The organism is Sporosarcina sp. Y1009, from assembly GCF_057669865.1.
Genome location: NZ_JBYHFO010000003.1, coordinates 88,735 through 104,892, shown reverse-complemented (window position 1 = coordinate 104,892; position 16,158 = coordinate 88,735). Strand labels below are relative to the sequence as shown.

Annotated in this window: 14 protein-coding genes; 3 read left to right on the top strand and 11 right to left on the bottom strand. The window is 40.5% G+C overall.

Translation table 11 applies throughout. The features are described from left to right. Window position 1: 1 nt before the first annotated feature. From AC25Y1_RS05015 to AC25Y1_RS04990, 6 genes are all read right to left on the bottom strand, one after another. Window positions 2-880: an NAD-dependent epimerase/dehydratase family protein gene (locus AC25Y1_RS05015; protein ID WP_488146857.1), complete on the bottom strand. Its 879-nt coding sequence runs from the start codon at window positions 878-880 to the stop codon at window positions 2-4. Between the two features lie 127 nt (window positions 881-1,007). Continuing rightward, entirely contained in the window at window positions 1,008-1,643 is a 636-nt protein-coding gene (locus AC25Y1_RS05010) for a sugar transferase (protein WP_488146856.1), read from the bottom strand. A 197-nt stretch (window positions 1,644-1,840) separates the two neighbouring features. Further along, complete coding sequence (locus AC25Y1_RS05005; RefSeq protein WP_488146855.1) at window positions 1,841-3,670, bottom strand: polysaccharide biosynthesis protein; 1,830 nt, start codon at window positions 3,668-3,670, stop codon at window positions 1,841-1,843. Window positions 3,671-3,776: 106 nt separating this feature from the next. Then, on the bottom strand, window positions 3,777-4,538 hold the full coding sequence (locus tag AC25Y1_RS05000; protein WP_488146854.1) for a tyrosine-protein phosphatase: 762 nt from the start codon (window positions 4,536-4,538) through the stop codon (window positions 3,777-3,779). 63 nt (window positions 4,539-4,601) lie between these two features. Then, the gene (locus tag AC25Y1_RS04995; protein ID WP_488146853.1) at window positions 4,602-5,306 is read right to left on the bottom strand and encodes a CpsD/CapB family tyrosine-protein kinase; all 705 of its coding nucleotides are present in this window, start codon (window positions 5,304-5,306) and stop codon (window positions 4,602-4,604) included. A 1-nt stretch (window position 5,307) separates the two neighbouring features. Beyond that, the gene (locus AC25Y1_RS04990; protein WP_488146852.1) at window positions 5,308-6,042 is read right to left on the bottom strand and encodes a YveK family protein; all 735 of its coding nucleotides are present in this window, start codon (window positions 6,040-6,042) and stop codon (window positions 5,308-5,310) included. A gap of 157 nt (window positions 6,043-6,199) precedes the next feature. Here AC25Y1_RS04990 and AC25Y1_RS04985 point away from each other — a divergent pair, with 157 nt between their 5' ends. Continuing rightward, complete coding sequence (locus AC25Y1_RS04985; RefSeq protein WP_488146851.1) at window positions 6,200-7,009, top strand: SGNH/GDSL hydrolase family protein; 810 nt, start codon at window positions 6,200-6,202, stop codon at window positions 7,007-7,009. 15 nt (window positions 7,010-7,024) lie between these two features. Next, window positions 7,025-7,954 carry an LCP family glycopolymer transferase gene (locus AC25Y1_RS04980; RefSeq protein WP_488146850.1) on the top strand — a complete coding sequence of 310 codons (930 nt, stop codon included), beginning with the start codon at window positions 7,025-7,027 and terminating at the stop codon, window positions 7,952-7,954. Between the two features lie 114 nt (window positions 7,955-8,068). Here AC25Y1_RS04980 and AC25Y1_RS04975 read toward each other — a convergent pair whose 3' ends face one another. From AC25Y1_RS04975 to AC25Y1_RS04960, 4 genes are all read right to left on the bottom strand, one after another. Continuing rightward, entirely contained in the window at window positions 8,069-9,136 is a 1,068-nt protein-coding gene (locus AC25Y1_RS04975) for a DUF871 domain-containing protein (protein ID WP_488146849.1), read from the bottom strand. Window positions 9,137-9,194: 58 nt separating this feature from the next. Continuing rightward, window positions 9,195-10,574, bottom strand: a complete 1,380-nt coding sequence (locus AC25Y1_RS04970) for a PTS transporter subunit EIIC (protein WP_488146848.1) — start codon at window positions 10,572-10,574, stop codon at window positions 9,195-9,197. Between the two features lie 361 nt (window positions 10,575-10,935). Beyond that, complete coding sequence (gene murQ, locus AC25Y1_RS04965; RefSeq protein WP_488146847.1) at window positions 10,936-11,823, bottom strand: N-acetylmuramic acid 6-phosphate etherase; 888 nt, start codon at window positions 11,821-11,823, stop codon at window positions 10,936-10,938. Window positions 11,824-11,942: 119 nt separating this feature from the next. After that, a complete protein-coding gene (locus AC25Y1_RS04960; RefSeq protein ID WP_488146846.1) occupies window positions 11,943-12,791 on the bottom strand; it encodes a MurR/RpiR family transcriptional regulator in 849 nt (282 codons plus the stop codon). Window positions 12,792-13,449: 658 nt separating this feature from the next. Between AC25Y1_RS04960 and AC25Y1_RS04955 the strand changes: the two genes are divergently transcribed. Continuing rightward, window positions 13,450-14,712, top strand: a complete 1,263-nt coding sequence (locus AC25Y1_RS04955) for a C40 family peptidase (protein ID WP_488146845.1) — start codon at window positions 13,450-13,452, stop codon at window positions 14,710-14,712. A gap of 44 nt (window positions 14,713-14,756) precedes the next feature. Here the strand turns inward: AC25Y1_RS04955 and AC25Y1_RS04950 are convergent, their stop codons facing one another. Next, entirely contained in the window at window positions 14,757-15,986 is a 1,230-nt protein-coding gene (locus tag AC25Y1_RS04950; protein ID WP_488146844.1) for a S1C family serine protease, read from the bottom strand. Window positions 15,987-16,158 lie beyond the last annotated feature (172 nt).

The window sequence follows — 16,158 nt, the reverse complement described above, 5'->3', positions numbered from 1 at the left end:
ATTATTCACCCAACTCTATTCCTTCTGAAATTTTAATTGTATCTTCAAATGAAATAGCCCGAAAGTTAAAACCATCTATTTGAGATGCTTGAGAATCATATATGATATTTCCAAACATTTTCCTTAATACAATCACTTTATTACCTAATTTAGATATTAATTCACCCATAAACTTTGATAATATTATTTTTTTCAAATGGCATTTACCAATCTCTTTAACCATAATCGAAGTACTGACATCTTCGGGGTTCTTAACCAAAAATTTACCAGAAATCCTGTTCTTAATTATCCATGATACCAAGTCAGACAGATGATCGATATAAATTAAACTTCGCTTATTATCTATTTTGGGGAAAATGGGTATTATTCTTGACAATTTACTTAAAGATGTATAATTACCGGGACACTTATAACCATAAATCATAGGAATACGAAGTATCGATACGTTAAAACTTTCATTGGATAGACGTTTAATTAACTGTTCAGCTTCCAACTTACTTTTTCCATAAAATGAATTTGGTTTTTCTAGTGTACTTTTATCAATTATCGTTTCTTTACCTATATATCCAATTAACCCGTAAACCGCAATTGTACTAAGAAAAACAAATGACTTAACTCTTTCAGCTTTTGCTTTCTTGGCAAGTTCAAAAGTTAAATCTCTGTTAACGCGAAAAAACAATTCCCTCATTTGAGGTTTCTCTTTTAAATGGACGATAGCAGCCACATGATAAATTGCATCGTAAGTAGAAAAATCTTTCATTTTCCATTCATCATTTCTGACAGAGATAAAGTCAACTTTCCAACTTCCATTATCAATTTTCATTCTCTTGGCAAACTGATTTCCCGCATAGCTATTGGTACCAATGACAAGCACTTTCATATATTTCACCTTTTTCATGGATAAGTCACACTTATTAAATTTGGGAACAAATATAAAATTATTACCAATGCGATTCCAGAATTTGCCTATGTAGCATAGCATAAACCATTGTCACCTTGTTGACATTTCATTTATTTCTCATAATTCCATCGGATTTCACATTTTTATTAATCGTACCTGTTCCGCCTTCAACTATACCATCACTTTTAAATACGCTAAAAATTGTTCCTATGAAACACTTTATATCCATCCACGGACCCATTTTACTAACATAATCGCCGTCAAACTTAGACTTAACTTCAATAGGTACTTCATCTCTACCATTTATTTGTGCCCAGCCAGTTAAACCGGGTTTTACATCATTTGCATTATATTTATCTCTTTCGGCTATTAAATCATATTGATTCCACAAAGCCGGTCTCGGACCAATAGTACTCATTTGACCGACGAATATATTCCAAATTTGTGGTAGTTCATCAAGTGAAGTTTTTCGTAAGAATTTCCCCATTCTAGTAATATACTGTTGAGGATCCTCTAGTAGGTGCGTAGGGGTATCTTTTGGTGCATCTATTTTCATAGTGCGGAATTTGAGTATATGAAAATAACTTTTATGGATTCCGACCCTCTTTTGTTTAAATAATATCGGACCCTTAGAATCCAGTTTAATCGCAATTATGAGTACCAGGAATACTGGAGATAAAATAACCAATCCCATAAATGATAGAATGAAATCAATCAATCTTTTAATTCTCAGATAAAACATGCATACCAACCCCCACCATAACATTACTAATTACATTGTGTTTTCATTTCTTAATTCTTTAAGCTAATCATTATTGTTTTCTATACAAATGAAATAATGAAATACATATTATTGCTATTAGACGGCTATCTAAGGCTGTGTCCAAAATTTTCGTTGCGAAACTTGTATAGTTATTAAGAGGCTTAAACCACCATTTTTTATCCAACTGTGGCTTTACCCTTTAACTTAACAACCTTCCGATTAGCCAACCCAACAAGCGTATCCTTAACTTCAACACTATCCATATCTAATAATCTTCCAAGAACAAAGTTCATTTCCGTAACTGTTATCGGCTCAGCCTTCCCAACAAATATCTTAGGAAACACATGCTCACTCTGCCGCTCATTCTCATTCAACAATTCCTCAAACAACTTCTCACCAGGCCGTATCCCAGAAAACTCAATCCCAATCTCATTTTCACTATAGCCTGACAGTTTAATAAGGTTCTTCGCAAGATCAACAATCTTCACAGGCTCCCCCATATCAAGCACAAAAACTTCCCCGCCAGCCGCAAGCGTCCCCGCCTGAATAACAAGCCGCGAGGCTTCAGGTATAGTCATAAAATAACGAGTCATCTCTGGGTCTGTTACTGTTATTGGACCGCCTTTTGCAATTTGTTGTTTGAATAACGGGACCACACTACCTCTAGATCCCAAAACGTTCCCAAACCGTACAGCCGCAAATTTAGTTTCACTTTTCTTCGCTAAATTTTGAATTATCATTTCAGCAAATCGTTTCGTCGCCCCCATAACATTCGGAGGATTAACCGCCTTATCCGTAGAAACCAAAACAAAATAAGGTACGCCGAAGGTGTCCGCCGCCTCCGCAACATTCTTCGTACCAAAAATGTTATTCTTCACAGCTTCCATCGGATTCGCTTCCATTAAAGGAACATGTTTATGCGCAGCCGCATGGTACATGACATCTGGTTTATATTTACTAACAATATCAAAAATACGATTCCGGTCTTTAACATCCGCGATAATCGGAAGTATTTCTATATCGGGTGAAACCTTTTGACGCAATTCCATGTCAATACTATAGATAGAACTTTCACCATGTCCTAACAAAATCAACCGTTTCGGACGGAATTCACTCACTTGCCGACAAATTTCAGAACCGATTGAACCACCGGCCCCAGTGACAAGAATAGTCTTATCCGTTAATTTGTTTGCAATTGCTTTTAAGTCAAGTTGGACTTCGTCGCGGCCCAATAAGTCTTCGATTTGAACATCTTGCATATCATTGACAGACACTTTCCCAGTCATCAAGTCTTCAATTCGTGGAATTGTTTGGGTTTTAACACCTGTCTCAATACATAGCTGCGATAAATCAGCCATTTCTTGCTTCGGTAGAGATGGAATCGCAATAATAATTTTCTCAATCTCATTCGCTTCGACTAATTGTGGGATTTGATTGGAACCACTACATACTTTAATGCCGAATATTTCAAGTCCGTTTTTGGATTGGTCATCATCTATAAATAGAACGGGTTTCATGCCCGATTCCGGATTGTTTAATAGTTGACGTGCGACCATTGTTCCTGCTTGTCCAGCGCCGACAATGAGCGTCCGCGTTGTTGCGTTTCCATTATGCTGGTTCACCGTGTCCCGCATGAGTCGCCAAGATAATCTCGATCCCCCAATTAGCAAAATGTGCAGCATCCAAGTTAAAAATAGTGCTCGTATGTATACATTTTGAACAACGACAAGTTGAACGACCGCAACTATAGCAATTGTTAATGTTACGGCTTTGAAGATAGATTTTAATTCTCCAATGGATGCATACGCCCATGCTTTACGGTAAAGTCCGTAATGCCATGCAAAGAAATGATGTGCGATTTGGATTGTAACGACACTTAAGAGTAGCGTTTTACTCGTGAATATATTAAGAGTTGGATGCAACATGAAGTATCCGATGTATAGTGAAAATAGAACAATTATGGAATCAACGAAAGCTAAATACGTTGTTCTTTTTTTGACTGACAACATGCATACTCCTTCCTAGGTGATTTGACTTATATATTTATTTAAGAATTCGACTTTATTAGACATTTTTAGCTATTAAATGATAACTGATTATACCATTTTCCCTTTAAAACTTCCACCATTTCTGCGATTCTAGTTCATTTGGCTCCAGAAGTATGAAATCTTTGTTTGTTAATATTCGGTCATTGTTTTCCAATAATATGTCTGCTATATCATGTAGTTTTCGTTTATCTAAAAATGCGAGTCCCTTTTCAAAAAGAAACGGACGGGTGATTGGATTATGGACATCAGATCCGTAGGTATGTATTAAATTCGCTTCAACTAAGCGTAATGATAGTTGTTGAACTTGTTTTCCAAAATGACCTGCAAGACTCCCGGCAGTTATTTGTGCCAATGCCCCGTGATTCACTAGCTTTGCCAACCGCTCAGGCTTTTGAGAAATGGCACGGTTTCTTTCTGGATGTGCAATGATGGGTACTTTGTCTAGATTTAAAATACCTTGGATGACATCCACCGTATAGGCTGGTATTCCACTTGACGGTAGTTCTAGTAAGACATATTTTGAGTTTGCAAGCGTCAAAGCTTCTCCGGACTTAATCTTATCGACGATATACTCCTTTATACGTAATTCTTGTCCTGTATGCACGATAATTGATAAATCTTTTTCTTGAGAAATTTCGTTTAACAATGCCACTTTTTGTAGCACTTCTGCTTTTGGTACATCGAAATGTGGACTATACGCATGAGGGGTGGCGATAATATCTGTAATGCCCTCTGCTGCTGCCAACTCTAGTAATTGCACTGATTCCTGGATTGTTTTTGGTCCATCATCAACCCCAGGTAATATATGTGTATGTATGTCTACCATTCGTATTCCTCCGTGATCATAAAGTATTAAACAGAAAAAAGAGCAATAGGGCGTTTCTCCCCCTTACTCTCCAGTTCCATAGTATTGATAATAATGGTCATTATCTAATACAAAGTTATTCAATACAGCACCGATAATTTTAGCTTGTGATGAAACTAAAGCTTCTTTCGCTTTCAAAATACTCTCTTTTTCTGTTATACCGGAACTTAATACTAAGATTGTCCCAGCACATTTGTTCGAAAGGATTTGTGCGTCGGTTACCGAGAGCACTGGTGGTGCATCAAAAATAATAATATCGTACTGATCTTCCATCTGCCCAAATAAATTGTCCATCATAAGTGAGGCTAGTAATTCAGCAGGATTCGGCGGTATCGGACCACATGTAACAATATCTAGCCCTTCGGTATCACTTTTATTAATCACTTCTGAAAGCTCCGCTTGACGCGTAAGCAAGTTTGATAATCCTAATGTATTCGTTAAGTGGAAGGTATAATGAACGGTTGGTTTTCTCATATCTGCATCTACTAAAAGAACGCGTTTACCTTCTTGTGCAAATACAACTGCTGTATTTGCAGCAATTGTCGACTTCCCGTCTCCTGGTGAAGCCGATGTAATGAGAATTGTTTTTAACTCTCCGTCAGCTGACGAGAAGTTTATATTTGTCCGCATTGTACGGAATTGTTCAGATACGATCGATTTCGGGTTGACGCTTGTGACGACTTTTCGAGCCGCTGTTTGGGCGATTTTGTTCTTTCTTTTTCTAGCCATTTCAACCCCTCCTTCTTCTTCTTTGGGCAACTTCTACTTTCATTTTTGCAATATCACTATCTGGAATCGGACTGATTAAGCCGATAATCGGTAAGCCAAGGATGTTTTCAACATCTTGTTCGTCTTTCATTGTTGTATCTAGGTATTCCAGTAAGAATGCAAGACCGACACCTAGCATGAGGCCAATAACAGCTGCGATGGCCATATTGAGCATTGGATCTGGTTTAACTGGTGATGGGTTTGCCCCAAGTTCTGCCGGCGTTAGTATGTTGACATTATCGACATTCATTAATATTTTAATTTCACTTTGAAAGACTGTTGCGATTTTATTGGCAAGGTCCACTGCCATTTTTGGATCTTCGTCTTGCACTGTAATATTTACGACTTGTGAGTTTTGTGCGCTATTCACAGTTACTTGATTGATCAATGCGCCGACTGATCGATCTAAGTCCATCTCTTCTTTTACAATGCCTAGTATTGCTGGGCTTCTAATAATTTGGTTGTATGTATTAATAATTTGTAAGTTCACTTGAATATCTTGCGAATTCATTTGCTGCCCTTGTTCTGTTTTAGATTGGTTTACGAGAATTTGTGTTGAGGATTGGTAGATTGGTGTTAGTACCCAAAAACTGACGACACCGCTAATGGTAATTGCAATGATTGTGAGGAGCGCAATGAGTCCCATTCGTTTCTTCAAGGTTTTAAATAGCTCTTGTAGGCTAATCGTTTCTTCCATTTTATGTACCCCTTTTAACTTAAAATAATTCACACAGCGGTAATTATATCACGGTTCGACATTTTTTGATATATGAATTTCGAATGATATATGCGATAATTGAACTATTATGGAATGATTCGACAATTTCCACCAGGAAAGGAGCAATTTATTAGTCATGCGAAAAGTACTCTCTATTATAGTAGTAATTATTTGTCTAATAGTATTAGTTTTTAGTTATTTTCAATGGAAAGAGAAAATTAACTCTGTTAAAGGGATGGAGAATTCCTCGATAGAAGAGGTTGATTCTAGTTCCGTGGATGAGGATAAGGAAGAGGTTGTTGAAGAGGAACCTGAAGTTGATGTTGAACGTCTCTTACTATTGACCGCTAATCAGGACGAAGTTGTTCAAGATGTATTCCGGGATCGGTTGGAATCAGATGAGGTTGTTAATTTCCTGATTGTTGGATCTGAGGCGATCGATTATGGTGACCCTGGATACGCAGAACGTTTGCAACTTTCACTGGAAGCATCCTATGGCGCTTCTGTGAACGTTTCAATTATTGATTTTGATGGGAATACGAGTTCATTTGTCAACGAGATGGACGATTTAATCGATTTTGATGTTGGTTATGATGTTGTCTTGTTCGAACCCCTTACATTAAGAAGTAGCGGCGACGTTGTTATCGAAACACAACACGAACATATCCAGATGTTTATTGGCAACGTGAAAGCTGAAGTTGAGGATGCTGTCGTTATTCTACATCCCTCACAAATGTTACGTTTGGCAACGAACTACCCAATATGGGTTGAATCTGTAAAAAGTTTTGCTGATACAAACAGCATCCCGTATATTGACCATTGGACTGAATGGCCGGAAGTAAACTCGGATGCGTTAGCTCAGTATTTAACTGAACAAAATTGGCCGACAAGTGACGGCGCTGAACTTTGGGCAGATGCCTTGATTGATTATTTTATAGCTGAATAACTGGGGGAATAACAGATGAGTAGACAGAGTAAAAGGAAGAAAAAAAGAGTTTGGCCGTGGATTTTCGGTGTTCTTGGTGTTCTTGTTCTAGGTGTCGTTGTTTATGGCGTCATGATCTATAAGGATTTGACTGATACTGCAAAAGATATTCACGAACCGATTGAGCGCGTTGTGTCGGAAAAACGTGAAGAGCCTGTTGTGTTTAAGGAGCAAGAGCCGTTTTCAATGTTGGTTTTAGGTGTCGATGCACGTGAAGGTGATAGCGGTCGTTCTGATACGATTATTGTTTTGACTGTCAATCCTGAAACACAATCTACTAAAATGGTGAGTATTCCACGTGATACGTATACGGAAATTGTTGGGCGCGGGGTTAATGATAAAGTAAACCATGCGTTTGCGTTTGGTGGTACTGAGATGGCGATGGCTAGTATTGAGAATTTGCTTGATATCCCGATTGACTATGTTGTTCAGGTGAATATGGATAGTTTTAAAGATATTGTCGATGCCGTTGGTGGTATTTCTATTAATAACACACTGGATTTTAAAGCTGGTGGGCATACGTTCCCGAAAGGGCAGGTTTCTTTAAATGGTGAAGAAGCACTTTCTTTTGTGCGTATGCGTTATGAGGATCCACGTGGTGATTTTGGTCGTCAGGATCGTCAGAAGCAAGTCATTCAAGCGGTGTTACGTGAAGGTGCTTCGGTTAGTAGTTTGTTGAACTATAAGAGCATTTTCGGTGCGATTGGGAATAATGTGAAAACGAATATGACGTTTGATGAGATGGTTGAAGTTCAGAAGAATTACCGTGAGGCTGTGAAGAATGTTGATCAGCTTTATGTTGAAAAAGGACAAGGCCAGACAATTAATAGCATTTGGTATTACATGATGAATGATGCCGAGCTACAAGGAATTACTGGTGAGTTGAAGGAACATTTGGAGTTGTAGATAGAAGGAATCCCCGTCTGGGTTGGATGGGGATTTTTTTATGCGGCAATCCGTGAGGATTGCTTTTTTGATTTCGCAGAGTTGTTTCTAGGTGTTTGAAAAGCGAGTCCACTTTCAGACAAATTCAATTTGAAATTTCATGCCGCCGTTTATGTATTGGAGTAGCGGCTGATCTTCTTCTATTACCTGTCCGATGACGTTTACTTTTTCGTCTGCGGGTAGGTTCCGTTTGGTGATTTGTATTTCACCTTTGTATCGGCCGTAGTTTTGGTTGTCGATGGTGATTGAGCCGATTGGTCGTTCGACGGTGTTTTGTGGTTCTAACGTGCGGGTTCCGAGTAGGCCGTATTCTCGGGATTCCATTGACCGGACGACGTCTCTGGCTGCGTCCCAGCGGTTGGTTTGGATGGTTGCTAGTATGTTTTGGTATTCTTTATTGGCTGTTACTGGTTTTGCGCGAAGTTTTATGATGCCTTCTTGATAGGCTGTGAATTGCGCTAGGGTTTCTTCAGTTAGGTTTAAGTCTCCGACTAGGACTTTTTCGGCTGAGCAGTTATTGATTAGGTCTAGATGGGCTTCGAATGGTGATGTGTGTCGATGGTCTTCTAGTGTGGGCAAGCCTTCATGCAAAGGTCCTCTTAAGTCTTTATCGCCTGGGATGAAGGCCATGACGGTTAGGCCTTCGTTTGTTAGCCAGTTGTTTACTTTTTGGAATTGTGTTTTGTCGAGTCCTGTTTCGGGTCTTGGGTAGAAGTTGTGCCAGGCTTCGACTGCGTTGGTATTGAGGCCGTTGGATTTTAGTCTGTTTAGGATTTCTTTTGTTAGGGTGCTGGCGTTTAGGGCGATTTTCATAGTGCTGGATAGTGTGACCATGGTTTCTTCGGATATACCGTAGTCTAGTCTTAGTCCTGTGACGCCCCATTCTAGGAGTCCCGCTGCGTTTTCCCAGGTGAAGCCTAGGTGCCCGAGGGATTTTGGTGAGATATCAGCCATGAGTTCTAGGTTGTTTTGTTTAGCTGCGGATCCTAGGGCTTTTAGTCGTTCTGTGTATTTTGTTGGGTCGTCTTCTGGGATATGTAGGGATGTGAAGATGGATGTGAATCCTGACTCGCTTACTTGTTGTAGGTATTCGTTTATGTTTTCGATTTTGTCGTTTCCTAGATAGATTGATACGCCTAGCATGTTTGATACAGCTCCTTTTTTAATAGAAAAAAGAGGGGAATTACTCCCCCCCTCGTATTTAAATACCGTCTGCCATTTCTTCTTTGAATCCGAACGTATAGGTGAAGAGGAAGCCGAATACGTAGGCGCATAATAGGCCTAAGAAGTAGAACAGGTATTTGTTGTCGGCGATTAGGGGTATGAGTGAAATACCTGATACGCCGATTCCTGTTGCTGCTACATGCATCACCGCTTGGAATGCCCCACCGACTGCGCCGCCCATACAAGCTGTGATGAACGGGCGACCGAGTGGGAGTGTAACCCCGTATAGTAGCGGTTCGCCGATTCCGAGGAAGCCAACTGGGAGTCCCCCTTTGATGATGTTGCGTAGGCGTTTGTTTTTCGTTTTCACGAAGATCGCGATTGCTGCGCCGACTTGACCTGCGCCTGCCATTGCGAGGATCGGTAGTAATGCTGTGTAGCTGAGTGTTTCGATTAGTTCCAAGTGAATTGGCGTTAGGCCGTGATGGAGTCCTGCCATAACGAGTGGCAAGAAGAATCCAGCCAGTAGTGCACCTGCGAGTACGCCGCCTACGTCAAGGATTGAGTTGATGCCTGAAGTGATGGCGTCTGATAATACGCCTGCAACTGGCATGACTGCATAAAGTGAGAAGAACCCGACGATCAATATGGTCAATAATGGTGTAAATATGATATCAACCGCAGCTGGCATGACTTTGCGAATTCGTTTTTCAACAACGGTCATGAGGAATGCTGCAAAAATGACGCCGAATAATCCGCCGCGCCCTGAGACTAATGGTTCGCCGTAAATGACAATATCCGCGAGCCCAGGGTGGTATAATGTTGCCCCTGCAATGGCACCGAGAACCGGGGTTCCGCCAAATTCTTTCGCTGTGTTCCAACCGACTAGAATCATTAGGTACATGAAGACGCCACTCCCCAGGATGAGAAGGATTTGCATCCAAGATGTTGTGACATCGACTTCTGCGTTTTTGGCGAAGTTTACCGCTCCGTTTAGAAGTCCAGACGCGACGAGTCCTGGGATTAGCGGGATGAAGATGTTCCCGATTTTTCTGAGGAGCCCTTTAAATGGTGTTTTGTTTTTCTCTTTGCGTTTTGCGTTGTCGCGTGCTGCTTTTTCGCTGAATGTTAGGTTATCGTCGTCTGGATCTGCTTCTTCTCCAATGGCAAGTCCTGTGACTTTGCTCATTTCGGCTGCGACTTTGTTGACGGTTCCTGGTCCGACGACGACTTGTAGGGTGTCGTCTTCAACTACGCCCATGACGCCGTCGATTTTTTTAAGTGCGTCGATGTTGGCTTTGCTGTCGTCTTTTAGGGTGAAGCGTAGCCGTGTCATACAATGCGCGAGTCGTTGAATGTTATCTTTGCCACCGATCTGTTCAAATATATCAGCGGCCATGCGTTCTTCTTTCTTCACTTTAATCCCCCACTTTTTCTGGTTATTTTTTAATGATGCGGTTCGAATAATAAATATATAGGACAGTTCTTTGATACCATTGTTGAAACGAAGGGCCGGAGGCCATTAAAAATATACTTAGGTTTTCCCCTAAACATGATTTAGTGCTCCGTCGTTCGCTTTCCTGCGGGCGAGCGCCAAGCCGCTTCGTCGCTACGCTCCTGCAGGGTCTCGGCTTTCTCGCTTTCCCGCGGGAGTCGAACGACTGCGCACTAAATCTGAAAGTAGTTGTATTTAGGTTTCTCATTATAATTTTTAGTACCAATGGAATGTAGTGGAAATCAAACTTTCTCAGATTACACTATTTATTTCTTTATTGTGCTTATTTTATTGATTCTCTTACAAAGCCGTTTGTTTCTTTTAGTTTGTCTGTTGCGTCATTATATGAACATTGTAAGAGAATCATAACTATGGCTGTTTTGATGTGGTGCTGGGCTTGTTCGTAATAGGATGCGGCTGTTTCGTAATTTACTCCGGTTGCTTCCATGATGATGCGTTTTGAGCGTTCGGTTAGTTTTTTGTTGGTTGATTTGACGTCGACCATGAGATTTTCGTACACTTTTCCGATGCCAATCATGGATGCTGTGGAGATCATATTGAGTACTAGCTTTTGAGCTGTTCCTGCTTTTAAGCGTGTTGAGCCTGTGAGCACTTCTGGTCCTGTTTCGACTTCGATGATCAGTTGGGCGTGCTTGCTGATTTCTGCGTTTTTATTGCAAGAAATGGCTGCTGTTGTTGCATTTTGTTGTTTGGCGTAATTGAGTGCGCCGATGACGTAAGGTGTGCGGCCGCTTGCTGCGATGCCGATGACCGTGTCGTTTTCTGTGAGGTCGATGGATTTCATGTCCTCTTTGCCGAGTTCAACACTATCCTCTGCCCCTTCTACCGCAACTGTAAACGCTTCCATTCCACCTGCAATAAAACCTTGGACGAGATTTTTAGATACCCCAAATGTTGGTACGCATTCTACTGCATCGAGAATACCAAGTCTGCCACTTGTGCCAGCGCCTACGTAGATCAAGCGCCCACCATTGTTGAATGAATGGATAACTGCTTTTACGACTTGTTCAATATTATCGATTTCATTATTGACTGCTTGTGAGATGGTTTGATCTTCTTCATTCATCACTTTTAAGATGTCTTTCGTTGTCATTGCATCTAGTTGCATGGTGTTCTGATTTCTTGTTTCGGTTGTTAATTTCTCTAGCATTCCATCACCTCTTGAGTAAACTATTTGTTGCTTTAATTGTACTCCTATGAAATTATATGTCAATATATTTTAGATATTACTGAAATTAGGTTTCATATGACAGAAAAAATGGAATTGCATTAACGCCGAAGTTGTTCCATTTCTTTTCTTGCATCGTGGTAATGTTGGATAATATTTTCGCCGATTTGGTGGAAAACGCTCATATAAAGCGTGTCAATGACTGTCAGTTGCGTCATACGTGATGGGATGCTACCGATTCTGAAATCTTGTTCTACGTTTGGTGTGCAGAGGTTAATGTCGGCCAACTTATGTAGGGATGATTTGCCTAGATTGGTGATAGCAATAATGGTTGCGCCTTTTTTCTTGGCGTATCTGGCAAGTTCTAAGACATCTTTTGTCATTCCAGATGTGCTGATGGCAACGAATACGTCTCCTTCTTGGAGATATGATATGACCGTAAGTAGATGGTGAAAGTCTAGTGATGTAATGGAATGATAGCCGAGTCTTGTGAATTTGTAATGCGCATCTACTGCCGCGATTGATGAGCCGCCTACACCGAAAAAGACGATTCTTTTTGCTGATTGAATCGTTTCGACTGCTTTATCGAGTTCTTTTTTGCTCATCGCGTCTGTGCATGATTCGATGGCGAATTTATTTACTTTGATTACTTTTTGGAATAAGTCGTAGGGTGAGTCATTTTTTTGTAAGTTTGTGACGTCCGTGATGTTCATTTCCTCGATGGTCAGATCTCGGACAAGTGCAAGTTTGAAGGATTTAAAACTGCCCATTCCAATCGATTTGCAGAAACGAACGATGCTTGCTTCGGAAATCCCGGTTTTATTGGAGAGTTCTTTTGTGGTCATGTTAGGTATCATGTGTGGATGTTGGATAATGTACTCGCCAATTTGCTTTTCAGCGGCGGATAGGGATTCTAGTTGTTGTTGGATTTTTTTTGTGAGTGAAAGCAAGATGAGCCACCTCTTTCTATATAGTATCGATTATCCCATGTTTTTGTTTTATTACAAATGGGAGGGGATTGGTATTTTTAGGGTGTGTCCGTCGGACTGTTGATTTCCGTTCCGGGCGGACAAGTTCCATGGGGCGGGCGGACAAGTGCGGAAAGATACAGTTCAATCTTTCCCTCCTCCTCAGTCGCTACGCTCCCTCCGTGGTCTCACCTGTCCCGCTACTCCCATTGGAGTCGCCGCCCTCCACTCCAATCAACTAGATGCCACTAAATATGGGGAATAATTTAAAATTCCTACCTTACGGGTTATTCGACTAACGAGCATGGATATTAAGTGGTCTGTTTTAGATGTATCTTGTATATTGATTCAATGAAGATTAAATGTACTTGAAAAAGAAGGTCAAAGGCGTTCCTTTTCTCCTAGCATTAATATTTTTAACACTTCTTAGTATTTTAAATCAGGTAGAAAGGGCTCCCTCGCTACGTACATAGATCCTAGTATTTATTCCAAAAAGAATCGTTTGTAACACAACTGTAATATAACTGTAATTGAAATGTCGTTGTCATCTGGTTGAATTACCTATAAAGTGATGGAGAGGAAAATTTAACCGTAATATTAGTAAAATATATAAAATAAAACATTTGTTAGGGGAGAAATAATGAGAAAAGTTGTCATTTCACTAGTAACTGCAGCTTCACTTTTATTCACAACCGCGACAATCGACGCAAAGGAGACTGCTCCAAAAGGACAAGCTAGTGTAGAAACGGTTTCAGCTTCGGCATATACTTACGAAGCGGTGACGCAGGTTTCGTCTACGAAAGCGAGTAAGAAAACGGGTAGTTTCAAATTAAAGCATAATACGAATGTCCGTACAGACGCTGGTACGAAGAACAAGATTGTCATTACAGCGAAAAAAGGATCGACAGCTACTGCGACTCATCAGAAAAAAGTTGGAAAAGAAACTTGGTATAAAGTAAAAGTTAGCGGCAAAACTGGTTGGGTTTTAAGTTCTCTCCTTACACCAGCGAAAGCGGCGGCTAAGGCACCTGCTAAGAAGGCTGCTCCTAAAACTAGTAATCTAGGAACGTTTACGACACAGTATAATTCAAACGTGCGCTCGAATGCGGGCACGAAGAATAAAATTGTAACCACGGCGAAAAAAGGTACGAAGGTGACAGCTACTGCACAGAAAAAAGTTGGAAAAACGACTTGGTATAAAGTAAAAGCGAATGGTAAGACTGGCTGGGTTTCAGGGGATTTATTGAAAAAAGGATCGACAGCGAAAGCACCTGCTAAGAAAGCTGCGCCAAAGGCTTCTACTTCTAATCTAGGAAGTTTTACGACAAAGTATAATTCTAATATCCGTTCAAACGCGGGTACGAAGAATAAAATTGTAACGACGGCTAAAAAAGGCACGAAGGTTACAGCTACTGCACAGAAAAAAGTTGGAAAAGTTACTTGGTACAAAGTAAAAGCCAATGGTAAGACTGGCTGGGTTTCAAGTGATTTATTGAAAAAAGCAACAACAGCTAAATCTTCAACGAAAAAAGCATCTACTAGCACTTTCTCAAATAAAGTGATTGATAATGCAATGAAGTTACGTGGTACGCCTTACCGTTATGGTGGGTCGACAACAAGTGGTTTTGACTGCAGCGGATTCGTTCAGTATGTATTCAAGCAATCTGGGAAGAGTATTCCCCGCGATACACTTGGACAATATGCAGCAACGACAAAAGTTTCTAATCCACAACCGGGCGATTTAGTATTCTTTGCTGGGACATACCGTTCAGGTATTTCACATGTCGGGATTTACATCGGAAATAATCAGTTCATCCAAGCTGGTGGAAAAAACGTACACGTTCGCAGTTTGAGCGATCCTTATTGGAGCAAGTACTTCCATAGTTATAGAAGCTTTAAATAATCAATATAGAAATGCCCAGTCGATTTTCGTCGACTGGGCATTTATTATTGTTCAATATTTTTTATGGCGTAGTCGCCGTATTCGTCGATGATCACAGTGAATGTTGCTGCGTAATCGATTGTTTTAACTTCGTCGGTTTCGGTGTCATGATAGGTAAAAATCGCGTTTGCTTGTACTTTTGCTTCATTTTCCCCAATCGTGACGTTTGTGATTGTTGAATCTACTGCCTGGAAGACTCGATTCTCCCCTGCTAAATCTTTTACTTGTTGGACACCAATCTGTTCTCCTTGGCTTCCTGGTAGTAAGTAAGTCCAGTAGTATTCGAGTTTCATGTCGTTTAGTGAATACGGGATGAGCTCGTAATAACTGTTGATGAAGCTTCTTAGTAATTCGTCGTCGAGATATGCACCTTCCACATCGTACATGTCCTCTGGGTCTTCAAGAACTTGTCCTGTATTTGCTGCCCATGTGTTGAGTTGGTCCATGACTGTGTACATTGGGATTGCGTAGCCAATGTTTGGGTTGTTTTCTAAGATGAGCGAGTTGATGCCGACGATTTTGTTTGTTTCGGCGTCGATTAATGGCCCCCCGCTGGATCCTTGTTTAATGTTTGCGTTCATTTCGTATAAGTTATTGTATTCATAGTCGTCGAAGAAGCTTTTTCCGAATCCAGTAATCGTGCCTTCTGTTGACGTATTGGCAATATTCTCTGGACTTCCTAAGGCAAAGACTTTTGTGCCGACGTTGACTTTTCCTGTTTCCATGGCCATTGGTTCTTTCCCTGCCAGGTCTGGAACACGGATGAGTGCAATGTCGGTTGTGTCGGAAATTCCGATGACGACGCCGTTAAGTTGTTGGCCGTTACTGTTCGTAACGGTTATGTACCCCGCGTCTTTTGCTACGTGGGCGTTTGTGACGATATCCCCTTTTGTATTAAATAGAAAACCTGAGCCTTGTTGTAAATCGGAGTCGATTGTGTAGACATAAGATTTTGCATTTGCAATTGTGGAGGATAAATCTGGTTCTGGTGCGACCGGGATGGTTGTTTCTTCTTCTTCTTCTTCGATTTCGTCGGTCGTTTCTTCTTCTATTTCTTCTTTAATTAAGTCTGGATTGATTTTCATGCTTTCAAAAGCAATTTCATCAAATGATTCTGGCAGTGTGATTGGATTTGATGCGGTTTTGGTCTTGTCAAGTTGAAATAACAAACCGGTCAATACCATAACCAGTGCTACTAGTATAATTCCTTTGATCATCGTTCGTTTATTTTTCATCGTCTCAACTCAATTCTTCTATATTCCTTTGTTATATCAGACGTTTAGGTCGATGTATTGTTTCACTAATCTGCTAAATAATAGTATAGCAGATTCCTATCAGATTATGTTTTTTTCTAAAAAATGGAACATTTAGTAGAAGTTGTCGGTGAACTTGAATTATGCCTTATTC